The following is a 15,906-nucleotide window of genomic DNA, read 5'->3' as shown; positions in this document are numbered from 1 at the left end:
ACTTGTATCCAGCGCTATATCCAACTGTCAAAATCCACCTGTTAGCGGTACTTTATGATACTGGAGCATTACTTGCCGGATTTCATGCTTTTTCGGAGCCGCAAAGCTTCAGTATACACGCTGTGCCAGTCTTTGTCTTCAATAACCTCAGGGCTGTAATTCGCCCGCTCGAACATGCCCAGGAGTGTGGACAGATTTGCCGCCGCCGCAGGCCGTTCAAGGCTCCAGCGTTCCACAGATTCGCGCAAGGTTTCATGCTCTTTCTTAAGCATACCCTTACTTCGGGCATACCTTACCCAGCGCTGCGTTTCTGCCACAACTTTTTGTACCGGAGTCAGCTGATGGCCGATGCGCAGACGCGTGATCAGGAACCGCAGACTCATGCGCCGCTGCCAGAGCAGGAAGCCGCTCCAGAGCAGAAGAATAACCGCCGCTCCTGTTACTACCCAGACACCCGGATGGAACCCTTCACTTCCGGCGGCCGTATTTGCCGCTTCCTGTTCAGGCTCCGCTTGCTCTTCTTCCTGCACTTCTGGTTCTGCTACGTTGTCTTCCTCAGTCTGGGTCAGCACCGGAACATTGAAGCCGGGCGTGGCTTCCACCGGAACCCAACCGTAGTCACCGAAATAAATCTCTGCCCAGGAGTGGGCATCTGCGTTTGTGATCGTATAGTTATTATTCACCAGACCGCCTTGCTGAAGCGCCAGATTATCCGGGATTTCCGCCTGTTCGCCGGGCGCATAGCCCTTGACCCATCTGGCCGGGATATCCAGGGAACGCGCCATTGTGACGAGTGCAGTGGAATAATAATCGCAGTAGCCTTCCATAATCTCAAACAGGAAGCTCTCAACCATATCCTTGCTTCTAGCGCGTGAGACATCCGGCTGATTCGTGTAAGGGAAGGTTTGCTGGAGATATTGCTGCAGCAGCATGACCTTCTCGTACGGCGTCTGTGCTCCGGCAGTAATCTCCTCCGCGAGCGCACGGACCCGCTCTGGGAAGTTACCCGGCAGCTGGAGATACGGGTCAAGAACAAGATTTTCGTACAGCTGTTCATAAGTCTGTGTACTCAGCTCCTGAAACGGTACCACTGGCACCTCCGAGGTCACCACATAGGTCTGCGGGTAAGAGCGTGCACTGCCCGCCGCGTTCCACAGCAGCTCGCTGTCTTCACCCCGCCATGACAGCCCGTTGCTCTCCGCTACTCCATCCACAGAATTCACTTTTACAATCGAGTAGCCGCCGAAGAGCACAGGATAGTTGTTGCCGCCCAGCAGCTTAACCGTCTGCGTCAGTGTCCGGGTCTCTGTCTTAGGGGCCGCAACAGGCTCCAGAGGCTCTCCTACCTGGACTGTCCTGAAGGTTCCCCTGCTGAATGTATCATCGTCACTCCAGCCTTTTCCGGAATACGTACTCCGGATCTCTCCGCGCATATAGGTGCGCAAATCGGAGGTGACGGTCATTACGGGCGAATAATCAAAGTTAAAGCCTCCGCCAAGATTATCATCATTCAGACTGTAGCCGGAGGTGGTTGCGCCATTTGTCCCTTCACCGGTTGAGCTTTCACCGCCGCCGGAAGAGGTGCCTGAAGAAGGCGTCTTCCCGTTCCACCCCTGCCAGACCGTATAGGGGTCGGTTAACGTAGGACGTACATCCGGCATATTCACTCCGGCAATAATGACAAGTGAGAAGATAATCGATATATTAAGGGCTACTTTGAAAGGATATTTGAGCAGATAGGTCCAGCCCCGCGGATAATGCAATTGGAAGCTTCTTAGATGCCTGGTGACCAGCCAGCCCATTCCGGCAAACACGGTCCAGGCTACTTCCTGCCATAATACAGATGTTGTAAAAGAGTCCAGCGCGGCGAATGCCGTAATATTCATCCCGATGAACATCAGAATCCGCGCCTTGCCATTCACCCACCAGGATGACAGCAGCATCAGCACCCAGGCACCCAGCGCAAACCAGATGTACGGATTCATATGTGAGATGAGATCCGGCAGCCGTTCACGAAGCGTCGGCAGCCAGGGATTCGGAACATATTCCCCGTAATGCAGAAGAATACGATACACGAGATACACTATCGCCACACCTTCAAGCATGAGGCGGTAAATCCATTTAACAGGTATAATAATTTCAATTAAGGCTACTGCAACAAGAGTCAGCAATACAGCGGCTGTGGTCTCCTCCAGCCAGAAGGGCTCAGTGTAGGAGAGCCACTGTAAGGCGATGATCATCAGCCAGAGCAGCGTCAAAGCGTGATGCCATGAGGATTTGACTCCGTTCATCCAATGCTTCATCGTACAGGATCACCTCCAAGTACCGCAGGGAGCTCATGAAGCGAGCTGACATTATAGCTGGTGATCCCGCGTGATTTGAGAACATCCGCCCATTCTTCTCCCCGGTTCTTCGCGGCAGGGTTGCGGACATGAATATGCGAAGGGGTCAGCCCCCGGCTGTCTGCCCAGCGCAGGGTATCCAGCACCGGCTTGCCGCTCTGCGGGCTGATCAGCACAAAGTATGCACCTTTGGGGAACATCCGCTGAGCCTTGTCCAGCCTTGCAATCAGCGGCCCCCGGCCCTCCGCATTGATATCAATCAGATACTGGATCATCTTCTGCCGCTCGGCACTGCCTTCTGCCGGACTGAACACCTTCGTATCCTTATCCAGGCAGCACAGGCCGATCCCGATTCGCTCGCGTATGCCGAATCCGAGCAGTGACGCCGCAATGGAAACCGCCAGCTCAAACTGTCCTGAGCTGTAATATGCACCCGCACTGCCATCGAGCACCAGAATGGTCCGGGGGACCGATTCATGCTCGAATTCCTTCGACTTCCAGGCACCTGTCTTCGCGGTAGCATTCCAGTGTATCCGTGTCAGCCGGTCTCCGTAGACATAATCACGGACACCGTTGATTTGCGTGGTCTCGCGCCGGGACTGGAGCAGCGAGGCTTGAGGCCCGGACAGGCGCGCTCTCCGCTCATACAGCTGCCAGCGCGGCACTACGACTGCCCGGGGCAGCACGCGGAACCGTCCTTCGGCCTTGAATGTGCCTTTGTGCTCCATAAGTCCGAAGATATCCTCACTGAGGATATCCGTGCTCTCGAAGGTATAGCAGCCCCGCTCCAGCACCGGTGTCTGGAACAGCAGCTCTCCCCGCCCTCTCAGGCTGGGGACCAGACTCTCCTCGAACACCCAGGATTCTCCGTTATGGCGCTTCAGAATTTCCCGTACCACCACATAAGGCAGAGGCAGAAAACCCGGAATGTTAACATTCAGCTTCACCCGCAGATAACCGCCTGCGTAGAGCAGATCAGGCTTATCCTGTTCCGAGTAGAGGCTGCGGGTACCTTTAGCCCGCCGGACGCCGCCCAGCCCCCCAATGATTAGATACAGGATCAGAACCGATACCATAATGAACAGCATGAACGAGGTTTTGCCGCCCTGAAACAGCACATAGAGCAGTGTGATGACCCAAATCGCAAGCACGCCCATGAATTTCCTTGGCTGAATGACAGCGGCCGCTCCCGCTAGGATGCTCTTCATCTTATTGCCTCATCGTTACAGGCACATGAATGCTCTGCAGCAGCTTCTGCAGCAGGGAATCCACGCTGACATTATCAAGGCGTGATTCCGGCCGCAGCAGAATGCGGTGTCCCAGGGCAAACGGAGTAAGGGTCTTCACGTCATCAGGCAGAACATAATCGCGGCCTTGCAGAAAAGCATAAGCTTTGCATGCCATCATGAACGAAAGCGATGCCCGGGGGCTGGCGCCCAGAAGTACAAGCGGGTGTTCCCGCGTCTGCCGGACTACATCGAGCAAATAGTTCAGCACCGGATCGCTGATATAAATATCGCGGATCTCCTCCTGGATGGCGGCAATGGTGTCCATACCGGTGACCGGAGTCAGCTTGTCCACCGGTTGGCCCTGCTGATGAGTAATCAGCAGATTCTTCTCGGTCTCGGCATCGGGATAACCCAGGCTGATCCGCAGCATGAAGCGGTCCAGCTGGGCCTCGGGAAGGGTATAGGTGCCTTCGAAGTCTATCGGATTCTGCGTTGCGCAGAGCATGAACGGATGCGGCAGAGGATAGGTCTCCCCGTCGACCGTCACATTGCGCTCCTCCATGACCTCAAGCAGTGCGGACTGGGTCTTGGTGGTCGCCCGGTTAATCTCATCGGCAAGCAGAATATTGGTCATGACCGGCCCCGGGCGGAAGTGAAACATCTCATCTCGCGGATGATAGACAGAAACACCGGTAATATCACTTGGAAGAATATCGGGATTGCACTGAATCCGGCGGTATTCACCAGACATGGAACGGGATAGCGCCCGGATCAGCTGCGTTTTGCCAGTCCCCGGAACATCCTCAATCAGGACATGTCCGCCGGCAAGGAGTGCCGTGAGCAGCAGTTCGATTTCGAAGCTTTTACCGAGTATACAGGATTCCAGATTAGTGCGGACAGCGTTCATAATTTGCGTAGATTCTTGACGTACGGGCATATATGGTAAACCTCCTATGTCAGAATAAGCAGTAATATATACATTTTACATGATTCGAGTAGTGAAAGTACATGTTAGGGGCCGTGAAATTATAGAGCGGCTTACGAGATTTGTCAAAAAGAAACACTTATCGGCCGCAGCAAAACACAGCATCTTCCGTCTACGGTATTTCCCGTGCTGAGTGTCTGCTATTGATGACAGTCCCTCCGGCAGGGCGGCTGCTGACAAATAGCTCGAAGGAGAGCCCACAGGGAAGCCACTGGCAAAAGTGAGCGTCACAGCTACCTTTCCATAAAGTTGGGGTTGCCCGCTTTTACCGAGTTCGAAGAAACGCTGACTCCATGGCGGAAATACCTGGCGGGGCTGAGGTGTTCGGGGCGCTGGGGTGTTCGGGAGCTGGGGCGTTCGGGGGCTGGGGCGTTCGATAGCGCGGGGGCGTTCGGGGGCTGGGGCGTTCGATAGCGCGGGGGCGTTCGGGAGGCTGATTAGATAATGTTGTACTTTTTGCAGGATTTCTCGCGTCTAGAGGGGGCAAATCCGGTATTGTTGTACTTTTTGCAAGATTTCCGGCGACTTGGCGGCTTAGAGCGCTGGATTGTTGTATTTTCTGCAGGATTTCTGCATTTCAGCAGATTTCATCCCAGTAATGTTGTAATTTGTGCAAGATTTCTGGAGTTTCCCTCTAATGTTCTGCTAACCGGCAGGCTGAGATTACTTATACCTCACATTCCCATATCCAGCCTACCCGAAGTCCCCTTCAAACGCACTCCTACCTCACATTTCCTCAATCAGCCTACCCGAAGCCCCCTTCAAATGCACTCCTACCTCACATTTCCACACTCGGCCTTACTCAAGCCACTCAAACACACTTCTACCTCACACTCCTACACTTAGCCTACCTCAAGCCCACATTCAGACGTACTTACACCTCACATTCCCACACTAAGCCTACTTCAAGCCCCTTTCAAGGGTGCCTCTACTTCCCGTAAATTCAATGCTACTCTCCTTCCCTTATTTCCAGCCACTCTCCACCGCCCACCGCAATCGCCTACCGCAAATTTATAGTTACTATCTTTAAAATCAGTTGACTTTGTTCCGGTTTACAGGCTAATCCCAAAGTAAAAAGACCGCCAAAGGCGGCCCTCATATTTCACTTAGTTATATATCACTTATTTTTAATCCATTAAGCTTTATTTCACTTAGTTTTTCTTTTCCCACTTAATCCTTCTATAGTTGTTACTCCATAACCCTTATTCCATATAGGTAATTCTTAAAGCCTTATTCTATATCGCTTTATTCTATATCCCCTAAACCATTCCCTTCACCCTAGCCCTTCGGCCGGACAACAAGCGCCGCCAGGAATGAGAAAACAATCGCGGAGGATATCCCCGCACTGGTTACGTCGAAGATCCCGGTGACCACCCCGACCCAGCCGTCCCGCTCCAGCTCTGTCAGCGCGCCATGGACCAGGGAATTCCCGAAGCTGGTAATGGGGACGCTCGCTCCCGCTCCGGCGAACTTCACCAGCGGATCATAGATCCCGAACGCATCGGCCGCCGCACCGAGTACAACCAGGGTACTCATGGTATGCGCGGGAGTCAGCTTGAGCACATCGAACATTAGCTGCCCGATAACGCAAATGGCCCCCCCGACCAGAAAAGCCCATAAATAAATCATGCTCCTTCACCTCCGCTCTCCAGGGCTACCGCATGAGCTACGCACGGAATACTCTCCCCTTGCTGATAAGACAGCGGTGAGAGCAGTGCTCCGGTTGCCACAATCAGCACCCGTTTCAATTCACCTTTTTTCAGCCGGCTCAGAATGTGCCCGTAGGTCACTACCGCAGAACAGCCGCAGCCGCTCCCTCCGGCAATGACATATTTCTGCTTGTCCAGGTCATAGATCATGAGGCCACAGTCGCCAAAGACGGTCTGCTCCATGGGAATGCCCTCTTTGGCCAGCAGATCTTTGGCAATCGGCAGACCGACGGAAGCAAGGTCTCCTGTCACGATAAGATCGTAATGGCCGGGCGACAATCCCGTGTCCCTGAAATGTGCTGTAATGGTATCAGCAGCGGCCGGTGCCATGGCAGTTCCCATATTGAACGGGTCCTTCAGGCCAAGGTCCATAATACGCCCAAGCGTCGCTGACACCACATAAGGGCCTTTTACAGTACCATCATTGACACCAATTACTGCACAGCCTGAGCCTGTAACGGTATATTGGGCCGTTGGAGGCTTCTGTGAGCCATATTCTGTAGGATAGCGGAATTGTTTCTCCACCGTACAGTTATGGCTTGATGTGCCTGCCAGTGCGTACTTGCCGCCGCCGGAGTCGACGATCATGGAGGCGATTGCCAGACTCTCCATGGAAGTCGAGCAGGCACCGAAGACGCCAAGATAAGGCACGCCGAGCTTCCGCGCGGCGAAGGAGCTGCTGATGATCTGGTTCATCAGATCACCACCGACAAAAAACTCCAGCTTCTCCTGCTCCAGATTCGCGTTCATGAGCGCGAGCTTGGAAGCTTTTTCGAACAATGCACGCTCTGCCTTCTCCCATGTCTTCTCGCCCATTTCCAGTGAATCGTAGATAAAATCAAAGCTTGAAGCAAGAGGGCCCTCTCCCTCCTCCGGACCTACTACTGCGGAAGAGCCTAGAATGACCGGACGGTTGGTAAATTCCCAGGTCTGACTGCCGAGCTGCTTCATCGTTTAATTTGCACCTCCCCAGCCCATAACGGCATACACGACACCTACGATAAAAGCGGCAACTACGCCGAATACAATAACAGATCCGGCCAGCTTGAACATATTGCCGCCAACCCCCAGTACAAGCCCTTCAGCCCGGTGTTCAAGAGCAGCGGAGCACATGCTGTTGGCGAACCCTGTGACAGGCACGGCCGAACCTGCCCCGCACCACTGGGCGAGCTTGTCATATACACCGAAGCTGGTGAGAATGACGGAGAGCAGAATCAGAATGGCTACCGTCGGACTTGCCGCCTCTTTGGAGCTCATATCGAATATAGCCATGAACGCTTCCTGGATGCCTTGTCCAATCACACAGATCAAGCCGCCTGATATGAAGGCACGCATACAGTTCTTGAATACAGGACGGGATGGCACATAAGGCTTGCTGAGCTCTTGATAATCCTGCGGGGTCAGCGTATCAAGCCGCAGCTTGACGCCTGATTTCTTTGTCTTTGCCGGCAATGCAGACACCTCCAGTTGGGATACGAAAGGGAGCGGGCAGCGGGATACGCGTTTCCCGTCCCTCCGGGTTGTGCTTCAATCAATGTTTTTCCTTATTGTTCACTATAGGCGGCCCCGTTATGTCCCCTTAAGCTCAGGAAAAATAAAGCAGCACAACAATCAGCAGCATAAACAGCACCAGTATCAGCACGGCTTCATTGTCCCGCCGGTACCGGCGGGGGGACCGCTTGTGCGGGGGTACCGCTTGTGCAGCCCGCGGACCTGCACCTTCCTGGGTACTCCCCGATTGCCTGCTGCGGCTACGCTTCCTGATAGCCACATTCTCCTCGCATCCTTTCCCGGCTCCTGCCTGCAGAGCCCTTACAACATAGTATTCGCCAACCGGGTCACTGTGTTCATATGCCTTCCTGCCATGGACAATCGGCGTAACAATGTTCATACTGGGTAAGATGAACAAAAGAAAATAACCAAAAGTGAGAAGGCACTGCAATAACACCTGATCCTGACAAGTGGAAACGGCCTTGCCGTCCTTTTTAGGACGGTACCGTTTCAGCGAGAAAGATAAGGATAATTTATGCGCGGAGCATATAAATTCTTATCTTTTATCAATAACTTAAGTTCATCCTATATAAGTGTAAAAAGGAGCGAAAGTGGAAACGGCCTTGCCGTCCTTTTTAGGACGGTACCGTTTCAGCGAGAAAGATAAGGATAATTTATGCGCGGAGCATATAAATTCTTATCTTTTATCAATAACTTAAGTTCATCCTATATAAGTGTAAAAAGGAGCGATATATGTATGAATCCAGAAACACTCGACTTGTTCAAAACATTGACCGAATTCCCATCAGCCCCCGGCTTCGAGCGTGAATTGCGCGCTTATGTCAAGGAGGCGATGACACCTTATACCGATGAATTCGTGCAGGACCGCCTGGGCAGCCTGTTCGGCGTGCTGCGCGGTGAGGCGAACGGCCCCAAGATCATGGTCGCCGGACATTTGGATGAAGTGGGATTCATGGTTACCGGCATCACGGACAACGGAATGATCCGTTTCACGCCGCTGGGCGGATGGCTTGCTTCGGCAGTGGCTTCGCAGCGGCTGCAGATTATTACACCAAAGGGTACACTGAATGGCGTTGTCGGCAGTACACCGATCCACCTGCTGAGCGCTGAAGAGCGGGGCAAGACCGGCGATATCGGCAAAATGTACATAGATATCGGCGCGGACAGCCGCGAGGAAGCGCAGAGCTTCGGCGTTGCCCCGGGGCAGCAGATTGTGCCGGTCTGTCCGTTCACTCCGCTGGCCAATCCGAAGAAGATTATGGCCAAAGCCTGGGACAACCGCTATGGCGTAGGTCTGGCGATTGAATTAATGAAGGAATTGCACGGCAAAAAATTGCCGAATACCGTCTATTCCGGCGCTACCGTCCAGGAAGAAGTCGGACTGCGTGGTGCGCGGACCGCGGCCAATCTGCTTCAGCCGGATATTTTCTTCGGCCTGGATGCCAGTGCTGCTGCCGATATGACCGGCGACCGCCAGGCCTTCGGCCACCTGGGCCAGGGTGCGCTGCTGCGCATCTTTGATCCTACGATGATTACGCACCGCGGGCTGATTGAATACGTTCAGGATACAGCGGACACTCACCGGATTAAATACCAGTATTTCGTCTCCCAGGGGGGAACGGACGCCGGTCAGGTGCATGTCAGCGGTATCGGCATTCCTTCGGCGGTTATCGGGATCTGTTCACGCTATATCCATACGGCTACTTCCATTATTCACAGCGACGATTATGCAGCGGCCAAGGAGCTGCTGGTCAAGCTGGTTGAAGGCCTGGACCGCACTACACTGCAGACGATTCTTGAGAACAGCTAAGCAGCGCTTTAATTCGGCGGGTATGATTATGCCAGCCTTACTACGGTGCCTCTCTTAAAAGGGGGCGCCGTATTTGTTATGCCGACATTGGGCGCGGCGGAAACGCAAAAAGCCGCAGGGATATGTTGCCCCTGCGGCTGTACTTCTATTGATTTATTTCAGCTTCGCATAATGCTCCATCGCGGACTTATGAACCGGGTGGTCAGCAGCAATGCCTGTATACTTCGCCAGAGCAGCTTCTGCGCCAAGCTCGGCAATAGCGGCTTGCAGCTCTGCTGCTTCCGGGTCATCACTCACATTGAACAGCAGTGCGCCAGCCATAGAGCGGGTCAGCGCAGCATAGCTGAGTCCTCTGTCGTATGCCTGCAGCGCCGGTGACACCAGACGGTCATTCGGCGACAGCTTGCGCAGCGGCGAACGGCCTACACGGGATACTTCGTCGGTCAGCGCCGGGTTGCGGAAGCGCTCAAGGATTTTGTCGATATACTTGCTGTGTTCCGCCTGATCGAAGCCATGCTTCTGGATCAGCACTGCGCCGGTTTCTTCCAGCACTTCACGGACTTGTGCTGTCAATGCTTCATCAGCCATAGCCTGCTGGATGGTTTCGTAACCGCGCAGGAAGCCAAGATACGCTGCGGAGCAGTGTCCGGTATTCACGGTGAACAATTTACGCTCGATATAAGGCTCCAGGTTATCCACGTAGTGCACACCTTCAACAGGTGTATAGCCCGGGATCATCTGTGATGAATCTACGACCCACTCATAGAACGGCTCTACGACTACCTTCAGAATATCCTCATGCTGCTGCAGCGGAACAATCCGGTCCACAGCTGCGTTCGGGAAGGCAACAGAAGCGTCTGATTTAGCGCGGGCTGCTTCATCAAGCTTGGCATACACCAGCTCTTTGAGCTGAGCACTGCCGCCAATGGCGTTCTCGCAGGCAATCACATGCAGCGGTGCGGAAGAGACCGCTACCCGTCTGCTGATGCCTTCAGCCAGAACACCTGCAATATGCTTCAGTATCGACACGCCGACAGCTGTGGTAACCAGATCGGCTTCAGCAATGGCTGCGGCAACTTCTTCACCGTGAGTTACGCTGCTGAGTGCAGTTACATTTTTGACGATTACCGTTTCCTGACCATCGCTGGCCAGCGTTACCGGGTATTCGCCGCGCTCCTTAAGCTGGGATACGAAAGCCTCATTCACGTCCACGAAAGTCACTTCATACCCTGCCTGCGACAGCAGCAGTCCTATGAACCCTCTGCCGATGTTGCCCGCGCCGAAATGGACAGCCTTCATCATTCCATGCCTCCTTCGAAGATCGCGATCACATCAGCGGCAGTTGGAGCATTCATTACGCGCTCAATGGCGTCATCTTCTGTGAAAATCATCGCCACGTTGGTCAGGACCTCCATATGCCCGTCGCCTGCGGCGGCAATACCGATCACTATGAATGCCGGCTCATCCCCACCGAAATCCACACCGTCCGGAAAACGGATTACAGACAGTCCTGTGGATTTGATGAACGGCCGTGCTTCCTTGGTACCGTGGGGAATCGCCAGCCCTCCGCCCATATAGGTGGACACCACTTCCTCGCGCTCCAGCATCTTGGGAATATATTCTTCCGTTACATGTCCTGCATCGACAAGCAGCTTACCCGCCATAGTGATCGCTTCGTATTTATCTTTAGCGGCACCGTGCATAATTACTTTATTTTCTGACAGTATACTCATATGGTTTCTCTCACTTTCAAATTAAATTTTATTTTGGAAAAAATGAAGCAGCTCCGAGGACAGATATCCCCGGATCTCAGGCTCCGTACGCTCCTCCAGCAATTGTACCAGTTCGGAATTAAGCAGCAAAGCGCTGATCTCGCTGAGCACCTCCAGACTCTCCTTGGACAGTCTGCGCGGAGCCAGCATAAGCAGAATCACTCTAACCTCAGTGTCTCCCTCCAGAATCACAGGCTGGCGCAGCCGGTACAACGTAAGCGATGACAGATGAATATGGCTGCTCCGGGTGTGGAAAAGCGCCAGCCCTGTGTCCGGTATCACCTGACTGGTCATCCGCTCCCGCTCCAGCAGGCGCTCCAGCACAATGTCCGCATCCCCAATTACGCCGCTTCCATTCAGCAGTGCCAGCATTTCTACCAGTGTTGCAGACAAATCCATATCCTTGTTGTCAATCGGATGGAACCGGAACCGCTCCAGCAGGCTGACCATTTCATCAAGAATCCCTTTGTAGCTCTTCAGCCGCTCAAGTGAAACCTCATCCCGCATAGTCCGGTCCTGCTCACCTAATGGGCCTGATTCCCGCTCACGCAGCGTTGTATTCTGGATATAATTCAGCAGTTTCTCTATCTCTTCCCCTGTGAGCAGGGGGCTGATTTTGATATAACGTTCCTTATCTATCGGCAGATCAATGGTAGAAATAATCAGGTCGTAGTCCACATCCGGCAGCCGTGCGGCTTCATACCAGGAAATATTGCCGAGAATCTCAATCTGCGGCATTTCTTTGGTCAGCCGGGTGGCCAGCAGACGGGAGGAGCTAAGTCCGCTGGCACAGACCAGAATGGCTCTGACATTACGCCTTAGCTGATTAAGCCGCTCGACGGAAGCCCCGAAGTGCATAACCAGAAAGCCGATTTCTTCATCCGGAATTTCAAGCTCAAGCTGCATATCCTCTACGGAGGCACGGACGATGTTGAACAGATACTCATAATCCCTGCGGATCGGCCCAAGTAGCGGATTGCGGATGCGGGTACCTTCACGAATCCGCTTCAGGGCGGGATCGATATGCTCCAGCAATCCTTCGCGCAGGGAACGGTCACTCTGGAAAGGAAGCCCTGTACGTTTGACCACACTCTCCGTCAGCTTGTAGACGATCTCCATTAGCTCAATATCGCCGTAGGCAAAGCCGGCAGAAGAGAATGAATCCTGCACCCGGTCGAATAATCCGGCGATATACAAGACCTCTACCCGGGGAATTTCCATCCCAAGTGCCGCTCCGAGCTGCTGGACAAAGTTCTCGGCCCCGGCAATGTTGCGGTGATCGGACATTCTGGAATAACCCGCTTCTTCACCGCTGTCAATGCTCCGGCCGATTTCAATCCGCCTGGTCGTTACGGCTAGACCCAGCAGCATTTCCATGTAGACAATTTCCGGAAGCTCCGCGGTCCATTTCCATTCCATATCCCACAGGGTATTCTCTACCTCCATGAGATTGGATTTCCCTACCGTAGACAGCAGAACACGGAAGACCGGGTTGCTCTCAGCCTGGGAGCCATGGCCAACCAGATCAGACAGATCCAGATGCTCGGCGGCCAGCCGGCCAATCGCCCGGCGCTTATCGATCTCGCTGCCGGTGATTTCAACGCCGTAGCCTCTTCTGCGGACCAGCTCCAGGCCGAATTTACGGACCCATTGCTCCAGTTCATCCAGATCGTAGCTTACAGACGCGACTGTTACCTTAAGTGAATGGGCGAGCGTAAACAGCTTTACCGGCTCTTCCGCCTCCAGCAGGGCGCAGAGCTCATACACCTTGCGGTCTTCTCCAGAATATTCCGCCGGCTTCTCTTCCCGCAAAAACAGGCGCAGCTCCGCAAGACCGGCCTCCGGGCCGTTCAATTGTATGCCTTTCCCCGATTTTTTGATCAGATTCACACCAAAATTCTTCAGCGCAGACTCTATGTCCTCCATCTCTCGGTGAACGGTTCTTACACTCACACCGGTAGCCTCAGCGATTTCAGCGGCCGTAATTTCTCCGCTGACTCCGAGCAAAATCCATATGATCTGGCGCTGTCTGGCGGTAATTTTCCTCATATTCCGCGAACACCCTCCGCCCTACACCAAGTAGAAACGGCTATGCCGTCCTCTAAAGGACGGCATCCGTTTCAGCAAGAAATATAAGGATAAAGTATAGTGGAACATATACTTTCTTATATTTGGGGACAAACGCTGGCTTTGGCGGCCAGCGTCTCCTTATTGACATTATGCTTATAAATTTATCTTACACTTCTGCGTCTTACTTCAAACGTTCCACGAGCTCATCATATTTCGGGCTCTTCAGGAAGTTGTCGATCGAGATGTGCTCTGCGTTTGGATTCACGGCAATGGCACGGTCAGTAAGTGTCTTCTGGGTAACTACGATGTCGGCATCCGCAGGAATTTCACTGACTGCAGCATTGACAACCGTAATGTTAACCCCGGCACCTTGCAGTTTCTTGCGCAGTACGGAAGCGCCCATGGCACTGGAACCCATACCTGCATCACAAGCGAAGACGATTTTGTTCACACTGCCTTTATTGCGGACATTAGCAGCTGCAGTTGCAGTTGCAGTTGCCGCAGTTTGAGCTGCAGTTCCGGCGGATTTCATGTCTTTAACCTTGGCTGCTGCTTCCTCAATATCCATTTCTTCTTCATCGTTCTTCTTAACAGTCTTCAGCAGCAGGGCCGCAAGAGCGAAGGATACGACGGTTGCGACGATAACCCCGGCCAGCATTGGAAGATATCCGCCCTTAGGTGTCATGGCGAAGTATGCAAAGATACTGCCTGGAGAAGGAGAAGCTACAAGACCTGCACCCAGCATCTGGAATGTGAATGTACCGGATACACCGCCACCGATAACGGCGAGGATCAGACGCGGGTTCATCAGGATGTAAGGGAAGTAGATTTCATGAATACCGCCCAGGAAGTGAATGATGACTGCGCCCGGTGCGGAAGATTTAGCAGAGCCTTTACCAACCAGCCAGTAAGCAAGCAGGATACCAAGACCTGGACCAGGGTTCGATTCAAGCATGAATAGAATAGATTTGCCTACCCGTTGTGATTGTTCAAGCGCAATGGGTCCAAGTACACCATGGTTGATAGCATTGTTCAGGAACAATACTTTGGCTGGCTCAATGATAATATTGATGAGCGGCAGCAGATTATGATTTACCAGGAACTCAACACCATTAGACAATATGTTGGTCAAGCCTTCAACCAGAGGTCCAATACCTTTAAGAGCTCCAACGGATAATACGCCACCGATAATACCGAGTGAGAAGTTATTGACGAGCATTTCGAAGCCGGCTTTGATTTTGCCGTCAACCGCTTTGTCAAATTGCTTCAATATCCAACCAGCAAGCGGACCGACCAGCATAGCTCCAAGGAACATCGGAATAGATGATCCGACAATAACCCCCATTGTAACTACAGCCCCGATAACACCGCCGCGTTTGCCGTGAACCATCTGACCGCCGGTATATCCGATCAGCAGCGGCAGCAAATATTTGATCATCGGATCGACTAATGCTGCAAGGCTTTCATTTGGAATCCAGCCTGTTGGAATAAATAATGCTGTAATTAACCCCCATGCGATGAATGCGCCGATATTCGGCATAACCATACCGCTGAGCATGCGTCCGAATTGCTGGACTTTTACCCGCGCACCACCGGATGAAGTTTGCTGAGTTGCCGTTGTGGCCATTTAAAATGCCCCCCTAATTAATTGAATGAGACCCCCTCGTTTACTTCTGCTTGAAAGGTTATCTCCTATGAACACATCGTAAATCAAAGCGCTTTCTTTGTCACCAAATTGAAAACACGGTTTCGTCATGAATGTTGTTGACATCATTTAAGAGTTCCTGCCAAGGGGCTTTAGTATGGTGTTTTCACTGCTCCGAATGACCTAGAGCAGGCTTGTTAACAAGGCTACTCCGCTCTGTGTGCAAGCCTTCTGTCCGCCCCATTCCCCTTTTAGGATGCACCCGATTTCCGATATTTATCATATCCGCCAGCCTTGCCGCACAAAATCCCTTACAAAGTTGATGGAGAATCCAGTTGCTATGCGGGAGCCCTCCTAAAAACAGTAAAAGAATCAACTAACGCGTGAATCAAGCTGAAGCTTGTGCGCTCATGAGGCTTGTGCAGTTATGTAAAATTTAGGACCAACCTTGCATTGCTCTATTCAGACTACTTATGGGGCAGCCTCCGGCGAAACTAAGCGTACTAATTCTCCTCATATCCTCCAAGGAGCACATTGTGTTCGATTATTCGCATACATTTGGCCCGGTTACCTTCGCAGTTCGCATACATTTGGCCCGGTTACCTTCGCAGTAGCTCATTGTGTTCGATTTTTCGCATACATTTGGCCCGGTTACCCCCACAGGAGCACATTGTATTCGATTTTTCGCATACATTTGGCCCGGTTACTCTCCCAGGAGCACATTGTGTTCGATTTTTCGCATACATTTGGCCCGGGTACCTTCGCGGAATATCATGATTTTCAAACAATCAGGACCACCCGTCCAACGGGTGGTTTGCTCTAGGGGTATAAC

The 15,906-nt window shown here is 52.7% G+C and carries 12 protein-coding genes; 1 reads left to right on the top strand and 11 read right to left on the bottom strand.

All coding sequences use genetic code 11. The features are described 5' to 3' along the window. Window positions 1-68: 68 nt before the first annotated feature. The 7 genes from QW71_RS30245 to QW71_RS40185 all read right to left on the bottom strand — a co-directional run bounded on the left by QW71_RS30245 (window position 69) and on the right by QW71_RS40185 (window position 8,036). Window positions 69-2,303, bottom strand: coding sequence for a transglutaminase domain-containing protein (locus tag QW71_RS30245; protein ID WP_039308289.1), 2,235 nt, complete (start codon window positions 2,301-2,303; stop codon window positions 69-71). After that, window positions 2,300-3,550: a DUF58 domain-containing protein gene (locus tag QW71_RS30240; RefSeq protein ID WP_047014063.1), complete on the bottom strand. Its 1,251-nt coding sequence runs from the start codon at window positions 3,548-3,550 to the stop codon at window positions 2,300-2,302. Before QW71_RS30240 ends, QW71_RS30245 begins: the two co-directional genes overlap by 4 nt. A 1-nt stretch (window position 3,551) precedes the next feature. Next, window positions 3,552-4,508, bottom strand: coding sequence for a MoxR family ATPase (locus QW71_RS30235; protein WP_039308285.1), 957 nt, complete (start codon window positions 4,506-4,508; stop codon window positions 3,552-3,554). A gap of 1,326 nt (window positions 4,509-5,834) precedes the next feature. Further along, window positions 5,835-6,185, bottom strand: a complete 351-nt coding sequence (gene spoVAE, locus QW71_RS30230) for a stage V sporulation protein AE (RefSeq protein WP_036697920.1) — start codon at window positions 6,183-6,185, stop codon at window positions 5,835-5,837. Next, window positions 6,182-7,216 (bottom strand): stage V sporulation protein AD, encoded by a 1,035-nt coding sequence (spoVAD, locus tag QW71_RS30225; protein ID WP_039308279.1) that lies wholly within the window; start codon window positions 7,214-7,216, stop codon window positions 6,182-6,184. Before spoVAD ends, spoVAE begins: the two co-directional genes overlap by 4 nt. 3 nt (window positions 7,217-7,219) lie before the next feature. Next, window positions 7,220-7,717, bottom strand: coding sequence for a stage V sporulation protein AC (spoVAC, locus tag QW71_RS30220; protein ID WP_039308278.1), 498 nt, complete (start codon window positions 7,715-7,717; stop codon window positions 7,220-7,222). A 133-nt stretch (window positions 7,718-7,850) separates the two neighbouring features. Then, window positions 7,851-8,036 (bottom strand): hypothetical protein, encoded by a 186-nt coding sequence (locus QW71_RS40185; protein ID WP_152679902.1) that lies wholly within the window; start codon window positions 8,034-8,036, stop codon window positions 7,851-7,853. Window positions 8,037-8,513: 477 nt separating this feature from the next. Between QW71_RS40185 and QW71_RS30210 the strand changes: the two genes are divergently transcribed. Then, window positions 8,514-9,587 (top strand): M42 family metallopeptidase, encoded by a 1,074-nt coding sequence (locus tag QW71_RS30210; RefSeq protein ID WP_039308271.1) that lies wholly within the window; start codon window positions 8,514-8,516, stop codon window positions 9,585-9,587. Between the two features lie 153 nt (window positions 9,588-9,740). Here the strand turns inward: QW71_RS30210 and QW71_RS30205 are convergent, their stop codons facing one another. The 4 genes from QW71_RS30205 to QW71_RS30190 all read right to left on the bottom strand — a co-directional run bounded on the left by QW71_RS30205 (window position 9,741) and on the right by QW71_RS30190 (window position 15,056). Beyond that, window positions 9,741-10,886 carry a mannitol-1-phosphate 5-dehydrogenase gene (locus tag QW71_RS30205; protein ID WP_039308319.1) on the bottom strand — a complete coding sequence of 382 codons (1,146 nt, stop codon included), beginning with the start codon at window positions 10,884-10,886 and terminating at the stop codon, window positions 9,741-9,743. After that, window positions 10,886-11,320, bottom strand: coding sequence for a PTS sugar transporter subunit IIA (locus QW71_RS30200; RefSeq protein WP_039308269.1), 435 nt, complete (start codon window positions 11,318-11,320; stop codon window positions 10,886-10,888). Before QW71_RS30200 ends, QW71_RS30205 begins: the two co-directional genes overlap by 1 nt. 21 nt (window positions 11,321-11,341) lie before the next feature. After that, window positions 11,342-13,408 (bottom strand): BglG family transcription antiterminator, encoded by a 2,067-nt coding sequence (locus QW71_RS30195; RefSeq protein WP_039308266.1) that lies wholly within the window; start codon window positions 13,406-13,408, stop codon window positions 11,342-11,344. 202 nt (window positions 13,409-13,610) lie between these two features. Beyond that, on the bottom strand, window positions 13,611-15,056 hold the full coding sequence (locus QW71_RS30190) for a PTS mannitol transporter subunit IICB (RefSeq protein WP_039308263.1): 1,446 nt from the start codon (window positions 15,054-15,056) through the stop codon (window positions 13,611-13,613). Between the last annotated feature and the right edge of the window lie 850 nt (window positions 15,057-15,906).

The sequence above is a fragment of the Paenibacillus sp. IHB B 3415 genome (assembly GCF_000802655.2).
Taxonomy (GTDB): domain Bacteria; phylum Bacillota; class Bacilli; order Paenibacillales; family Paenibacillaceae; genus Paenibacillus_AQ; species Paenibacillus_AQ phytohabitans.
Note: the sequence above shows the minus strand (reverse complement) of the source record. Positions and strands in the feature narration are given on the sequence as shown.